Origin of the sequence: Sphingomonas pseudosanguinis (assembly GCF_052056765.1) — a bacterium.
Classification (GTDB): Bacteria; Pseudomonadota; Alphaproteobacteria; order Sphingomonadales; family Sphingomonadaceae; genus Sphingomonas; species Sphingomonas pseudosanguinis.
In genome coordinates this window covers 3340187-3353752 of the sequence record NZ_CP189888.1, presented here as the reverse complement: position 1 = coordinate 3353752, position 13566 = coordinate 3340187, and the positions used below count along the sequence as shown (strand labels likewise).

Genomic DNA, 13566 nt, shown 5'->3' with positions numbered 1-13566 from the left:
TTCGACTTCGCTCAGGCTGAACGGCGGTTTGTATTTGGGGCATATTCCCCAACCGCGCTCAGCCTGAGCGAAGTCGAAGGCCACGGGAATCCCCAACCTTTCCGGGTTCCGCTCACCCCCTAACGGCGATACGGAAGCCCCCATGCTGGACTTTCATCGCGCCGATCTGGCCCGGTTGGCCGCGCGGGACCGATTGCGGGTGCTGGCCCCAATGGCGGGCAAGGACTTCGCCTCCAACGATTATCTGGGACTGGCGAACAGCCCGCGCCTCGCCGCCGCCATCGCGCGCGCGGTCGAAGAGGGGGTGCCCGTCGGCTCGGGCGGCTCGCGGCTGCTGCGCGGCAATCATCCCGAACATGAAGCGCTGGAGGCCGAAGCCGCCGCCTTCTTTGGGGCGGAGGCGAGCCTGTATTTCTCCTCGGGCTATGCCGCCAATGTCGCGATCATGGCGACGCTGCCGCAACGCGGCGACCTGATCGTTCATGACGCGCTGGTCCATGCCAGCATGCATGAGGGGATGAAACTGTCGCGTGCCGGCTCCGTGGCGGCGGCGCATAACGATGCGAATGCCTTTGACGACGCGATCCGGGCGTGGCGCGCGGGCGGTGGCAAGGGCACGGTCTGGATCGCGGTCGAAAGCCTCTATTCGATGGACGGCGACACCGCGCCGCTCGCCGAGCTGATGGCGGTGGCCGAGCGCCACGACACCATGCTGATCGTCGACGAGGCGCATGCCACCGGCGTCTTCGGCGACCGGGGGCAGGGACTGAGCATCGCCGGCGAGCGGGTGGTGACGCTCCACACCTGCGGCAAGGCGTTGGGCTGCGAAGGGGCGCTGGTCGCCGGGCCGCGTATCGTGCGCGACTATCTGGTCAATCGCGGGCGCGGCTTCATCTTCTCGACCGCGCCCTCGCCGCTGATGGCGCGCGGGGTACGCGAGGCGCTGCACATCCTGGCCGACGAGCCCGAGCGCCGCACTGCGCTGCACGACCGGATCGCGCTGGCGGGCGAGCATCTGGCGAAACATGGCGCGCTGGCGGGGGGCACGCCGATCATGCCGCTGATCCTGCACGATAATGGCCGCACCATGCGCGCGGCGCAGGCGCTGCAGGCGCGCGGTTTCGACATACGCGGCATCCGCCCGCCGACCGTGCCGGTGGGCGCGGCGCGGCTGCGGCTGTCGATCACCCTGAATGTCGAGGCGGCGGACATCCGCGCGCTCGACGACGCATTGCAAGAGGTTCTGGCATGAGCGCCATCATCGTCACCGGCACCGATACCGAGATCGGCAAAACCGTCTTTTCCGCCGCGCTGACCGGCGCACTCGGAGCAAGTTATTGGAAACCGGTGCAGGCGGGCACCGACGAGGACGGGCATGGCGATGCCGAGACGGTCGCGCGGCTCAGCGGGCGGCCAGTGCTGCCCTCCGCCTATCGGTTGAAGACGCCCTGCTCGCCGCACCGCGCGGCTGAGATCGATGGCGTGACGATCGATCGCGAGCGACTGGCGCTGCCGCAGGTTGAGGGGCCGTTGGTCGCAGAGGGGGCGGGCGGGGTGCTGGTGCCCGTTACCCGGCAGATGCTGTTCGCCGACCTGTTCGCGCATTGGGGCCGCCCGGTGGTACTGGTCGCGCGGACGGGGCTGGGCACGATCAACCACAGCCTGTTGTCGATCGAGGCCTTGCGGTCGCGCGGGGTGCCGATCCTCGGCATCGCATTCGTCGGCGAAGGCGTCGAGGACAGCGAGGCGACCATCACCGCGATCGCCGGGGTGAAGCGGCTCGGCCGCCTGCCGCGTCTGGACGTTCTCAATCGCGAGACACTGGCGGAGGCGTTCGCCGCGAATTTCGACATCGAGGATTTCCGATGACCTCGCCCGTCTGGCACCCCTTCACCCAGCATGGTCTGGGTGAGCCGATCCCCAAGGTCGCCACCGCCTCCGGCGCCGTCCTGACCACGGTCGACGGGCGCGAGGTGATCGACGCCATTTCCAGCTGGTGGGTGACGACCCACGGTCACAACCATCCGCGCATCAGCGCCGCCATCGCTGCCCAGGCCGGCAAGCTCGACCAGATCATCTTTGCGGGCTGGACCCATGAACCCGCCGAGGAGGTCGCCGCCGAGCTGGTGCGGATCACCCCGCCCGAATTGACGCGGGTGTTCTTCTCCGACTCCGGCTCGACGGCGGTCGAGGTCGCGCTGAAGATGGCGCTGGGCTATTGGCTCCACCGGGGCGAGCCGCGCCACCGCATCCTCGTCCTCGAACACAGCTATCATGGCGACACGATCGGGGCGATGTCGGTGGGCGCGCGCGGCGTGTACAACCAGGCCTATGCGCCGCTGCTGTTCGATGTCGGCACCATCCCCTTTCCCAGCGACATGCAGGCGACGCTCGACGCGCTGGAGGCGGAGTGCCGGGCAGGCGCGGCGGCGTTCATCGTCGAGCCGCTGGTGCTGGGGGCAGGCGGTATGCTGCTCTACGCGCCCGAAACGCTGGCGGCGATGCGCGATATCTGCACCGCTCACGGCGTCCTCTTCATCGCCGACGAGATCATGACCGGCTGGGGGCGCACCGGCACGCTGTTCGCCTGCGATCAGGCGGGGGTGGTGCCCGACATTCTCTGCCTGTCCAAGGGGCTGACCGGCGGCGCAGTGCCCTTGGCCGTAACGCTGGCGACCGAGCCGATCTTTCAGGCGCACTGGTCGCAGACCGATCGGTCGAAACAGTTTTTCCACTCGTCCAGCTACACCGCCAACCCCATCGCCTGCGCGGCGGCGGCGGCCAATCTGGCGATCTGGCGCGACGAGCCGGTGCAGGACCGCATCGATACGCTCGCCCAGCGTCAGGCGGCGCATCTGGCAGGCATCGCGCATGAGGACGCGGTGCGTAGTCCCCGCCAGCTCGGCACCATCGCCGCGTTCGAGCTGGGCGCGGGGCAGGACTATCTCTCCGACCTAGCGCCCCGGCTGCTGGCGCATTTCCGTGAGGCCGATCTGCTCGTCCGGCCGATGGGCAATACCATCTATGTGATGCCGCCTTATTCCATCACGGCGGAACAACTCGGTACAGTCTGGACTGGCATCCGCAAGGCGATCGACCGTTTCGGGGGTTAGGTACCCTCAGTATTCCTCCCCTGGAAGGGGAGGTGTCGCGCGAAGCGTGACGGAGGGGTGTAACCCTTTCGAGAGCAGGACACCCCTCCGTCAGGCCTGACGGCCTGCCACCTCCCCTTCCAGGGGAGGAACAGATGCCGCGCCCTTTGACTTTAGGGCTTTTCATTTGCTTTATCCCGCGGCGATTCAAAAGGAGCAGGCATGGGCGTGGCGGCGGCAAGAGCGATGGGGGCTCTGGCATCGATGACGGCGCTGATGTGGAGCCTCGCGGCCACCGCGCAGACAAGCCCGCCTGCGCCGGGGCAACCCCTCGGGCCGATCAACGCCGATCTGCCGCCGGGCGGCGCGTCCTACACCCGCGCGATCGATCGTGCCCCGGTGGCCGCAACCAACTGGACTTTGTCCGCTTGGGTCCAGCCGCGCAGCGTGACGGGCAAGGGCACGACGATGCTGATCGGCGGCTTCGGCGATCCCGCCAGCGGCCCGCGCCGCTATCTGGCGCTGGTCGACGGCCAGCCCGCGCTCGTCACCGAGGCGGGCGTGGTGCAGGGCGGCGGCGACGCCGATCGCAACAAATGGACGCACATCGCCGCCAGCTATGATGGCAAGGTCGTGCGGCTGTTCGTCAACGGCCGACAGGTGGTGCAGCGCGGGCTGACGCTGGCGCCGGTGGCGGGCGTCGCGACGCTGGCCCCGCGTGAGTATCAGCCGATCTTCGCGGGCAAGGTCATCGACTTCCGCATGGTGCGCGAGGCGGTCGATCCGCTCGCCATCCGCGTCGCCGCCAGGCGGGCACCCGATCCGGCGAAACTGGCGCTCCAGACCGGCAGCCCGACCTGGCCCTATCAGACCCGCCAGATGCAGGGGCAGACCGCGCCGCAGGACGCCTGGACATTGCCCCAGTCCAAGGCCCCGATCCCGACCAGCGGCACCGCCAAGCCCGAGCCCAAAGACCCCGCGCTGGTATCCACAGCGACAGGGCAATGGGCGGTCAATGGCTGGCGGCTGATCGAGGCGGCCAAGGTCGGCCCAGGCGGTGCAGACCTGTCGCAGGGCAATTTCGACGCGAGCAAATGGTATGCCGCGACCGTGCCGGGCACGGTGCTGACCACGCTGGCCGATCGCGGCGTCTATCCCGATCCGGCGGTCGGGCTCAACAATCTGGCGATCCCGGAGACGCTGGCACGGCAGGATTACTGGTATCGCACCGAGTTCGACACGCCCGCAGAGGCCGCCGGGCGGACCATGTGGCTGACCTTCAACGGCGTGAACTATTCGGCCGAAGTCTGGGTCAATGGCCGGATGATGGGCACGATGAAGGGCGCCTTCATCCGCGGCCGCTTCCCCGTGACGCTGGCCGCCGGGCGCAATGCGATTGCGGTGCGCGTCTCGCCGCCGCCGCATCCCGGCCTCGCGCATGAGGAGTCGATGACGGCGGGCGTCGGCGAGAATGGCGGCGTCCAGATGATGGACGGCCCGACCTTCGTCGCGACCGAGGGGTGGGACTGGATCCCGTCCGTCCGCGATCGCAATACCGGGCTGTGGCAGGGCGTGACGCTGGCCGCGACCGGCCCGGCGGTCATTGGCGACCCGCAGGTGGTCACGACGCTGCCCAAGCCCGACAATTCGGTCGCCGATGTCGAGATCGCGGTGCCCGTCACCAATAACGGCCAGGCGCCGGTGACGACGACGGTGCGTGCGGTGTTCGACGATGTCGTCGTCGAAAAGCCGGTGACGGTGGCGCCCGGCCAGACGGTTCGCGCCGTCCTGTCGCCGAGCGAGTTTCCGCAGCTGTCGGTCAAGAACCCGCGTCTGTGGTGGCCCAATGGTTATGGCGACCCCGCGCTGCACGATCTGGCGCTGACGGCGGCGGTCGACGGTGCGCTGTCGGACAGCAAGGCGCTTCGCTTCGGCATGCGGCAGGTGACCTATGATCTGTCGCTGTTCGACGATGACGGCGATCTGGAGCGGGTGACGCTGGACCTCAACCGCGTGCGCGGCGGGCCGAAGGTGGTGGACACCAGCCACAAGGGCATCCGCAAGACGGCGAATGGCTGGGCGATGAGCTTCACGCCGGGCGGCGACCAGTCGGCGGCGGTCGCCAAGCTGACCGATGATCCGCGCCTCGCCCCCTATCTCGTGCTGCGCGTCAACGGCGTCCGCATCGCGGCGCGCGGTGGCAATATCGGCATGGACGATTTCATGAAGCGCGTCGACCGCGCGCATCTGGAGCCGTTCTTCCGCCTGCACCGCGACGCGCATCTGAACATCATCCGCAACTGGGTGGGGCAGAATACCGAAGAGAGTTTCTTCGACCTGGCCGACGAGTACGGCCTGATGGTCCTGTCCGATTTCTGGGAGTCGACCCAGGATTACAATATGGAGGCCGAGGACCCGCAGTTGTTCCTCGCCAACGCTGCGGACGTGGTGCGCCGCTATCGCAACCATCCCTCGATCGTCGCCTGGTTCGGCCGGAACGAGGGCGTGCCCCAGCCGATCCTCAACACCGGGCTCGACACCCTTCTGCGCGCCGAGGACGGAACGCGGCTCTACATGCCCTCGTCCAATGCGGTGAACCTGCAAGGCTCGGGCCCCTATAACTGGCGGCCGCCGGTCGAGTATTTCACGACGCACGCCAAGGGCTTCTCGGTCGAGGTCGGCACACCCTCGCTCCCCACCCTGGAATCCTGGAAGCGAACCATCCCGGCCGAGGCGGATCGCTGGCCGATCGGCGATGTCTGGGCCTATCATGACTGGCACCAGACCGGGAACGGCGCGGTGAAGACCTATATGGATGTGCTCGAACGCCGCTTCGGCCCCGCCACCGGGCTGGAGGACTTCGAGCGCAAGGCGCAGATGATGGAGTACGAGTCCTACCGCGCCATCTTCGAGGGGATGAATGCGGGCCTGTGGACCGAGAATTCGGGCCGGATGCTGTGGATGACGCAACCCGCCTGGCCGTCCTCTGCGTGGCAGATCTTCTCGTCCGACTATGACACCCATGCCGCCTTCTACGGCGTGAAGAAGGCCGCCGAGCCGGTCCATGTCCAGATGAACCTGCCCGACCACCGCGTCGTGCTGGTCAACAACACCCGTGATGCGCTGAAGGGCGTGCAGGTCCGCGCGAAGATCGTCGGGCTCGACGGGCGCAGCGAGGGCGAGCAGGAGGCCAAGCTGGCGGCCAATGGCGAGGCGGTGACCCCCGTCTTCACGCTCGACCTCGCCAATGCGATGAAGCGCGGTGCGGTTCTGGTCCGGCTGGAGGCGACCGACGCGGGCGGGCAGCTGCTGTCGACCAACAGCTATTGGCAGGCGGCCGACGATGCCGGCTACCGCGCGCTGACCGGCATGGGCGCGGCAAACGTCACCGCGAGCGCAACGATGCAAGCACAGGGTGAGGAGGCGCTGGCGAGCGTGACGCTGACCAACAACGGCGCGGTGCCCGCGATCGAGACCAAGCTGACGCTCGTCAACGCCGACGGCACCCAGATCCTGCCCGCCTATTTCAGCGACAATTACGTCACCCTGCTGCCCGGAGAGACCCGCGTGATCGAGATTCGCTATCCCAGCGCCAAGGCGGACAAGCTGATGGTCGCGCTTCGCGGCTGGAACGTCACCGCGACCGGCACCGAGCTGCGCCCGTGAGCCGGCTGGTCCTGGCCGCGCTCATTGCGCTGACTCTCGCCACGCCCGCCGCCGCGCAGCAGAAGGAGACGGATGCACAGCGCTGGACCCGCGAATGGGAGGAGCGGCTGCATAACGACTTCGCCTATCTGGCGCGCTACCGCGACGATAATGCGAAGCTGGCGGCACCCGTGGCGGGGCAGCCGCGCGTGGTCTTCATGGGCGATTCGATCACCGAGGGCTGGGTCGGCAAGATGCCGCAATTCTTCGTGCCCGGCCGCATCGGGCGCGGGATCAGTGGGCAGACGACCTCGCAGATGCTGCTGCGCTTCCGCCAGGACGTGATCGACCTGAAGCCGGCAGTGGTGCAGATCATGGCTGGCACCAACGATATTGCGGGCAATACCGGCCCGACGACCGATGCGCAGGTCGAGGGCAACATCATGTCGATGGTCGAGCTGGCCCAAGCTAACGGCATCCGCGTCATCCTGGCCTCGATCCCGCCCGCCGATCATTTCGAGTGGAAGCCGGGCCTCGCCACCGCGCCGCGCATCGCGACGCTGAACGCGTGGTTGAAGGACTATGCCAAGCGGGTGGGCGTGACCTATGCCGATTACTGGTCTGCCTTACATGTCGGCGACGCGCTGAACCCCGCTTACGGCACCGACGGGGTGCATCCCAATGCGGCGGGCTATGCCGCGATGGCGCCGATCGCCGATGCCGCGATCAAGCAGGCCTTGGCCAAGCCTCAGCCCCGATCGGCATTCTCTCATTCCTCCCCTGGAAGGGGAGGTGGCAGGCCAAAGGCCTGACGGAGGGGTGTCCCGGTGGCAGCTCAGGGCCAAATATAACTACCGGGGACACCCCTCCACCATGTTTCGCATGGTCCCCCTCCCCTTGCAGGGGAGGAATGAGGGCAGCCTATCCACGCAGGATGCGGTAGTTCAGCCGGGCGGTCGCGATCGGATTGTCGCGATCCTCCTGCCAGGCGACCGCCTCGACATTGGCGGTCCGCTGGCCGAGCCGCAGGATGGTGCCGACCGCGCGTGTCGGATGCCGGTCACGCCCGGTGCGCAGATAGTTGGTGGTGATCGTCACCGGCTTGATCCGCGCCGTGCCGTTACCCGCCAGCCGGTGGGTCAGCGCGGCGATGCCGGCGACCTCCAGCAGCCCGGCGATCGCGCCACCCTGCAGCAGCCCCGGCCAGCCCATCACATGCTCGCCGAACGGCATGACGAGGTGCGGATCACCCTCGACCCAATCGATCGAACAGCCGAGCCATTCGGCATAGGGCGGCAGCTCCATCGCCTGCCCGATGGCGGTCCGGGGCGCGCTCATGCGGCCATGCCGATGAAAGTACCTGCGACATGCGCGACCGGATCGTCGGGGTCGCCGTCATGCGCGATGCCCCGGACAAAGGCGATGCTGCGCGTCAGCCGGTAACATTCGCCGCGCCCGATCACCGTGCGGTCGGGCACGGCGGGGCGGAGATAATCGACCCGCAGGTCGAGCGTCACATGTGCCTCGAACTTGCCCCGCTTCAACCAGACCGCGACGCTGGTCGCCATGTCCATCATCGCGACGATCGGGCCGGAGGCGATGACCCCGCTCGCCGGATCGCCGATCAGCCGCGCGTCATAGGGCAGCGCCAGCTCGGCCCAGTCCTCGCCATGCGCGCGGTAGCCGATGCCCAGATGCCGTCCATGCCCGCCGCCCAGGCCACCCATCGCGACGAAGCGTTCCATATCGAACCCCATAAGGCGATGGTCTACACCAGCATGCGACAAGCGCAAAAGGAGAGCGATGGTGCAGGACCGGGTGACGATCGAGATGACGGACGGCGTCGCCGATGTCCGGCTGGCGCGCGGGGAGAAGCTGAACGCGATCGATCGCGCGATGTTCGATGCGCTGGCCGGTGCGATTGATACGCTGGCCGCGCGGACGGACCTGCGCGTGGTGGTGCTGTCGGGCGAGGGGGATGGTTTCTGCTCCGGACTCGACATGGCGGCGATGGCGGAGGGCGATCTGGCGGGGCTGGACCTGTCGACGCGGGCCCATGGCCCGGCCAATCTGGTGCAGCAGGTCGCCTGGGGCTGGCGCACCCTGCCGGTGCCGGTGATCGCGGCGGTTCACGGTGTCGTGTTCGGTGGAGGCACGCAGATCATGGCGGGCGCCGACATAAGGCTGGCCCATCCCGCCACCCGGTTCGCGATTCGCGAGGTGCATTGGGGGATCGTCCCCGACATGGGCGGCTTCGCGCTGTGGCACGGGGTACGCGAGGATGTGTTGCGCGAATGGGTCTATACCGCGCGCGAGTTCGATGCGGCCGAGGCGCAGGCGGCGGGGTTCGTGACGCGGCTGGTCGAGGACCCGCGTGCTGAGGCGCTGGCGCTGGCCGCCAGAATCGCCGAGCGCAGCCCCGATGCGGTGAGGAGCGCCAAGCGGCTGTTCGGGGCGATGGGGTGCGCGCCGGAGGAGATGCTGGCGATGGAGAGCGCCGAGCAGGTGGCGCTGATGCAGGGCGCGAACCACCGCGAGGCAGTGCGCGCGAATATGGAACGGCGGCGGCCCATGTTTCGCGACGTTTGAGTGGGCGCGTGACCTCTCCCCACACGATAGCCCCTCCCGCAGGCGGGAGGGGTTGGGGAGGGTAGGGGGTCTCATAGAGACTGTCGCACGTGGCGTTCCCTCCCCCATCCCCTCCCGCCTGCGGGAGGGGCGTGTTGCTTGGCTGGGAGTAGGGCCAAACAAAAAGGGGGGAGCCTCTTGCGAGACTCCCCCCCTTTCCATCCGGCTCGCGAAAATTACTCCGCGGTCGCCTTCAAAATCTTGCCCGGATTGCGGGGCGGCTCGCCCTTGGGCAGCGCGTCGACATGTTCCATGCCGCTCTCGACCTGGCCCCAGACCGTGTACTGACGGTCGAGGAAGCGCGCGTCGTCGAAGCAGATGAAGAACTGCGAATTGGCCGAGTTCGGATCGTTGGTCCGCGCCATCGAGCAGGTGCCGCGTACGTGCGGCTCGGCGTTGAACTCCTGCTTCAAATTCGGCTTGTCCGAACCCGACATGCCGGTGCCCGTGGGGTCGCCGCCCTGCGCCATGAAGCCGGGGATCACGCGGTGGAACACGACGCCGTCGTAAAAGCCTTCATTGGCGAGGCCACCGATGCGCGCGACATGCTCGGGCGCCAGGTCGGGGCGCAGCGTGATCACGACATCGCCGCTCTCGAGCGTCAGGGTCAGCTTGGAAAAAGTCTCGGCCATAAGGGTCTTCCTTGGTTGATGTGCCGCAGGTAGGCATTCCCGTGCCCGCTGGCAAATGCAGACGCCTCGCGATAGAGGCGTGACACCGCGTTCATGTACCAATTCCGGCATGGTCCAGCGAGGGAGGCCGAGATCAGCGACACCGAACTCCCCGAACTCGAAACCGACGCCCTGCCGCCCGAGACCCAGCTGGACGAGGACGACCGGCTGAAGCCCGAATATGTGACGGCCGTGCTCGACGCGCTGGAGGCGGGCGACGATGAGGGTGCCCGCGCGCTGGTCGAGCCGCTTCATCCCGCCGACATCGCCGACCTGTTCGAGCTGGTCGGCGACGAGGAGCGCGTCAATCTGGCGCGCGCGGTCGCCGACCTGCTGAACGGCGACGTCTTCGCCGAAATGAACGACTATGTGCGCGAGCAGCTGATCCAGGCGCTCGAACCGCACGAAGTCGCCGACATCGCGTCCGAACTCGATACCGACGACGCGGTCGCGATCATCGAGGATATGGACGAGGACGAGCAGCGCGCGGTGCTGCGCGCGCTCGACCCCGACGACCGCGCCGCGATCGAGGAGGCTTTGTCCTTCCCCGAGGAGTCCGCCGGCCGCCTGATGCAGCGCGAGCTGATCGCGGTGCCCGAGCATTGGACGGTGGCCGAGACGATCGAGTTCCTGCGCGGCGACGAGGAACTGACCACCGACTTCTGGGAAATCTTCGTCGTCGATCCCGGCCACCGCCCGATCGGGACCTGCCAGCTATCCTGGATCTTGCGCGCGCCCGGCGGGATCGCGATCGGCGACGTGATGAAGCGCGAACAGACGCTGATCCCCAGGAAGAGGTCGCGCTGCGCTTCCAGAAATATGCGCTGATCTCGGCCGCCGTGGTCGATGGCAGCGGACGGCTGGTCGGCATGATCACCGTCGACGACATCGTCCACATCATCCAGCAGGAGGCGGGCGAGGACGTGCTGCGCCTGTCGGGGGCGGGCGAGGGCGACATCAACGAGCCGATCCTCGACAGTTACAAGAGCCGTGTGCGCTGGCTGCTCGCCAACCTGATCACCGCGATGGTCGCCTCCTCGGTGATCGCGGCGTTCGAAGGGACGATCGCGCGGATGGTGGCACTCGCCACCCTCATGCCGATCGTGGCGGGTGTCGGCGGCAATGCGGGGACGCAGACGCTGGCGGTGACGGTGCGCGCGCTGGCCACCAACCAGCTGACCCAGTCCAACACCGCGCGCGCGATCATGCGCGAGATTCGCGTGGCGATGATGAACGGCGTGACCGTGGCGGCGGTGATCGGGGTGGGCGTCAGCCTGGTCTTCGGCAATCCCGCGCTCGGGCTGGTGATCGCGGCGGCGATGATGACCAACATCCTGGTCGCCGGGCTGGCGGGGGTGCTGGTGCCGGTAACGCTCGACCGCTTCGATGCCGACCCGGCGGTGGCGTCGTCGGTGTTCGTGACGATGACGACCGATTCGATCGGCTTCCTGGCGTTTCTGGGACTGGCCACGGCAGCGGGGCTGACGGGCTGAACCATTCCTCCCCTGCAAGGGGAGGTGGCGCGCTCAGCGCGTCGGAGGGGTGTCCCGCTATCGAGAGGGCGACACCCCTCCGTCAGGGCTTCGCCCTGCCACCTCCCCTTGCAGGGGAGGAATTTTTCACCCAATCAAAACTATAGCGGTCCTCCCGCGCCATGCTTATGATGCACCCCCGCGCAGCCGGGGGGCCGCGTCATGTCACCACCCGTCAACGCGGATAGTTAAGCAGCGCGCATGAATCGTTTTGCCATCGGTATCGCCGGTATTCTTGTCATTCTGGCGATCGCGGTCGCCCTGTCCACCGATCGCCGCGCCATCCGGCTGCGCGTCGTCGGCGCGGCCTTCGCGCTGCAGGCGGGGATCGCGGTGCTGGTCCTTTACGTCCCCTGGGGCAAGAAGGTGCTCCAGACCCTGTCCGCCGGGGTCGCCGGGCTGCTCGGCTATGCCAATGAGGGGACCAAGTTCCTGTTCGGCGCGCTGGCGTCCGATCCGCTGGGCCGCAACTTCGCGATCCAGGCGCTGCCGGTCATCATCTTCTTCGCCGCCCTCGTCTCGATCCTCTATTATCTGGGGATCATGCAGTTGGTGGTGCGCTGGCTGGGTGGTGCGATCGAGAAGGTGATCGGCGTGTCCAAGGTCGAATCGCTCTGCGCCGCCGCGAATGTGTTCGTCGGCCAGTCCGAATCGCCGCTCGTCATCCGCCCCTATCTGGCGGGACTGACCCCGGCGCAGCTGTTCACCGTGATGACCAGCGGCATGGCGGGCGTCGCGGGCACGATCCTGGCGGCCTATGCGTCGATGGGCATCTCGATCGAATATCTGCTCGCGGCCAGCTTCATGGCGGCGCCGGGCGGCATATTGATGGCCAAGATCATCATGCCCGACCGGATGGAGCCGCCCGCCGGGCAGCTGCCGCTGGGCGACGTGATCGAGGACGAGAAGATCGCACTGGCCGAGGCCACCCATGACGAGGAAAAGCCCGCCAACATCATCATGGCGGCCGCCCAAGGCGCACAGACCGGCGTGAAGCTGGCGGTCGCGGTCGGTGCGATGGTGCTGGCCTTCGTCGCGCTCGTCGCACTGGCCAACGGCCTGCTCGGCAGCTTGGGCAATCTGGTCGGCCTGCCGGGGCTGAGCTTCCAGGCGCTGCTGGGCTATGTCTTCCAGCCGATCATGGCGCTGCTCAACGTGCCGTGGAAGGAAGCGGGTATTGCCGGCGGACTGTTCGGCGAGAAAATCGTGCTTAACGAGTTCGTCGCCTATATCGATCTGGGCAAGCAGGCCGCGCAGCTCTCGCCGCGCACCGTCGCGGTCGTCACCTTCGCTTTGTGCGGTTTCGCCAATTTCTCGTCGATCGCGATCCAGATGGCCGTTACCGGGAGCCTCGCCCCCAACCAGCGCCCGACCATCGCGCGCCTGGGCATCCGCGCGCTGATCGCCGGGAGCCTGGCCAACCTGATGTCGGCGGCGCTGGCGGGCCTGCTGATCGGCTGACCCGCTCATTCCTCCCCTGCAAGGGGCGGTGGCAGGCCGAAGGCCTGACGGGGGGCTTCCACACGAGACACCCGTTGCGGCCCGCCCCCTCCACCAGCCTGCGGCCGGTCCCCCCTCCCCGTGCCGGGGAGGAGTTTGGGGTTGATCCCCATCACCAGCGCGTTATGGCGCCCCCTGTCGGCCGTGAGCGCCGACTCACGCTTAGGATCACAATGCCCCGATCTAGTCCCTTGTCCGGCGACGAGGACAGTAGACGCACTCGCGTCCACTATCCCGCCGACCGTCTGACGGGCCTGACGGGGTCGACGATGTCGGCCCGCTAACGCCGTTCCTCGCCGACCTTCCGCCGGGCTCGAACCACGAACCCGAAGGAGGTCCGCCATGACCCGCATGATGTTCCGCGCGCATGTCCGCGCCCAGTCCCTAGCCGATGTGATGGCCAGCGTGCCGCGTGAGCGCGCCCGGCTGCTCCGCGCCGTCGCGACCAGCCGGCCGCAGCCGGTGCGCCGTACCCGCCCCTCGGCCTGACGGAGGGGC

The 13566-nt window shown here is 67.8% G+C and carries 11 protein-coding genes and 1 pseudogene; 9 read left to right on the top strand and 3 right to left on the bottom strand.

The genetic code is table 11. From position 1 onward, the window contains the following. The first annotated feature begins 142 nt into the window (after positions 1 to 142). The 5 genes from ACQHGV_RS15350 (at position 143) to ACQHGV_RS15330 (ending at position 7549) form a co-directional block, all read left to right on the top strand. On the top strand, positions 143 to 1252 hold the full coding sequence (locus ACQHGV_RS15350; RefSeq protein WP_440978826.1) for an 8-amino-7-oxononanoate synthase: 1110 nt from the start codon (positions 143 to 145) through the stop codon (positions 1250 to 1252). Then, on the top strand, positions 1249 to 1869 hold the full coding sequence (bioD, locus tag ACQHGV_RS15345; protein ID WP_440978825.1) for a dethiobiotin synthase: 621 nt from the start codon (positions 1249 to 1251) through the stop codon (positions 1867 to 1869). The genes ACQHGV_RS15350 and bioD overlap by 4 nt, the downstream gene beginning before the upstream one ends. After that, the gene (locus ACQHGV_RS15340; protein WP_440978824.1) at positions 1866 to 3113 is read left to right on the top strand and encodes an adenosylmethionine--8-amino-7-oxononanoate transaminase; all 1248 of its coding nucleotides are present in this window, start codon (positions 1866 to 1868) and stop codon (positions 3111 to 3113) included. The genes bioD and ACQHGV_RS15340 overlap by 4 nt, the downstream gene beginning before the upstream one ends. Before the next feature lie 243 nt (positions 3114 to 3356). Next, complete coding sequence (locus tag ACQHGV_RS15335; RefSeq protein ID WP_440978823.1) at positions 3357 to 6758, top strand: glycosyl hydrolase 2 galactose-binding domain-containing protein; 3402 nt, start codon at positions 3357 to 3359, stop codon at positions 6756 to 6758. Beyond that, complete coding sequence (locus ACQHGV_RS15330) at positions 6755 to 7549, top strand: SGNH/GDSL hydrolase family protein (protein ID WP_440978822.1); 795 nt, start codon at positions 6755 to 6757, stop codon at positions 7547 to 7549. Before ACQHGV_RS15335 ends, ACQHGV_RS15330 begins: the two co-directional genes overlap by 4 nt. Positions 7550 to 7658: 109 nt before the next feature. Here ACQHGV_RS15330 and ACQHGV_RS15325 read toward each other — a convergent pair whose 3' ends face one another. Together ACQHGV_RS15325 and ACQHGV_RS15320 are read right to left on the bottom strand one after the other, a co-directional pair. Beyond that, positions 7659 to 8075 (bottom strand): PaaI family thioesterase, encoded by a 417-nt coding sequence (locus ACQHGV_RS15325; protein ID WP_240456191.1) that lies wholly within the window; start codon positions 8073 to 8075, stop codon positions 7659 to 7661. Next, positions 8072 to 8482: a PaaI family thioesterase gene (locus ACQHGV_RS15320; RefSeq protein ID WP_244954866.1), complete on the bottom strand. Its 411-nt coding sequence runs from the start codon at positions 8480 to 8482 to the stop codon at positions 8072 to 8074. The genes ACQHGV_RS15325 and ACQHGV_RS15320 overlap by 4 nt, the downstream gene beginning before the upstream one ends. 61 nt (positions 8483 to 8543) lie before the next feature. Here ACQHGV_RS15320 and ACQHGV_RS15315 point away from each other — a divergent pair, with 61 nt between their 5' ends. Continuing rightward, on the top strand, positions 8544 to 9326 hold the full coding sequence (locus ACQHGV_RS15315; RefSeq protein ID WP_440980222.1) for a crotonase/enoyl-CoA hydratase family protein: 783 nt from the start codon (positions 8544 to 8546) through the stop codon (positions 9324 to 9326). A gap of 215 nt (positions 9327 to 9541) precedes the next feature. Here the strand turns inward: ACQHGV_RS15315 and ACQHGV_RS15310 are convergent, their stop codons facing one another. Then, positions 9542 to 9997, bottom strand: coding sequence for a peptidylprolyl isomerase (locus tag ACQHGV_RS15310; RefSeq protein ID WP_056436311.1), 456 nt, complete (start codon positions 9995 to 9997; stop codon positions 9542 to 9544). A 132-nt stretch (positions 9998 to 10129) separates the two neighbouring features. Between ACQHGV_RS15310 and mgtE the strand changes: the two are divergent. The 3 genes and pseudogenes from mgtE to ACQHGV_RS15295 all read left to right on the top strand — a co-directional run bounded on the left by mgtE (position 10130) and on the right by ACQHGV_RS15295 (position 13557). Beyond that, positions 10130 to 11529 (top strand): annotated as a pseudogene (gene mgtE, locus ACQHGV_RS15305) (magnesium transporter). Between the two features lie 240 nt (positions 11530 to 11769). Continuing rightward, positions 11770 to 13029 (top strand): NupC/NupG family nucleoside CNT transporter, encoded by a 1260-nt coding sequence (locus ACQHGV_RS15300; RefSeq protein WP_183952590.1) that lies wholly within the window; start codon positions 11770 to 11772, stop codon positions 13027 to 13029. Positions 13030 to 13410: 381 nt separating this feature from the next. Continuing rightward, entirely contained in the window at positions 13411 to 13557 is a 147-nt protein-coding gene (locus tag ACQHGV_RS15295; RefSeq protein WP_409790265.1) for a hypothetical protein, read from the top strand. Positions 13558 to 13566 lie beyond the last annotated feature (9 nt).

What these genes read in the sequence shown, in the direction of transcription:
- ACQHGV_RS15350 (WP_440978826.1), top strand. Translation starts at nt 143, where the DNA reads ATGCTGGACTTTCATCGCGCCGATCTGGCCCGGTTGGCCGCGCGGGAC.
- bioD (WP_440978825.1), top strand. Translation starts at nt 1,249, where the DNA reads ATGAGCGCCATCATCGTCACCGGCACCGATACCGAGATCGGCAAAACC.
- ACQHGV_RS15340 (WP_440978824.1), top strand. Translation starts at nt 1,866, where the DNA reads ATGACCTCGCCCGTCTGGCACCCCTTCACCCAGCATGGTCTGGGTGAG.
- ACQHGV_RS15335 (WP_440978823.1), top strand. Translation starts at nt 3,357, where the DNA reads ATGACGGCGCTGATGTGGAGCCTCGCGGCCACCGCGCAGACAAGCCCG.
- ACQHGV_RS15325 (WP_240456191.1), bottom strand. Translation starts at nt 8,075, where the DNA reads ATGAGCGCGCCCCGGACCGCCATCGGGCAGGCGATGGAGCTGCCGCCC.
- ACQHGV_RS15320 (WP_244954866.1), bottom strand. Translation starts at nt 8,482, where the DNA reads ATGGAACGCTTCGTCGCGATGGGTGGCCTGGGCGGCGGGCATGGACGG.
- ACQHGV_RS15310 (WP_056436311.1), bottom strand. Translation starts at nt 9,997, where the DNA reads ATGGCCGAGACTTTTTCCAAGCTGACCCTGACGCTCGAGAGCGGCGAT.
- ACQHGV_RS15300 (WP_183952590.1), top strand. Translation starts at nt 11,770, where the DNA reads ATGAATCGTTTTGCCATCGGTATCGCCGGTATTCTTGTCATTCTGGCG.
- ACQHGV_RS15295 (WP_409790265.1), top strand. Translation starts at nt 13,411, where the DNA reads ATGACCCGCATGATGTTCCGCGCGCATGTCCGCGCCCAGTCCCTAGCC.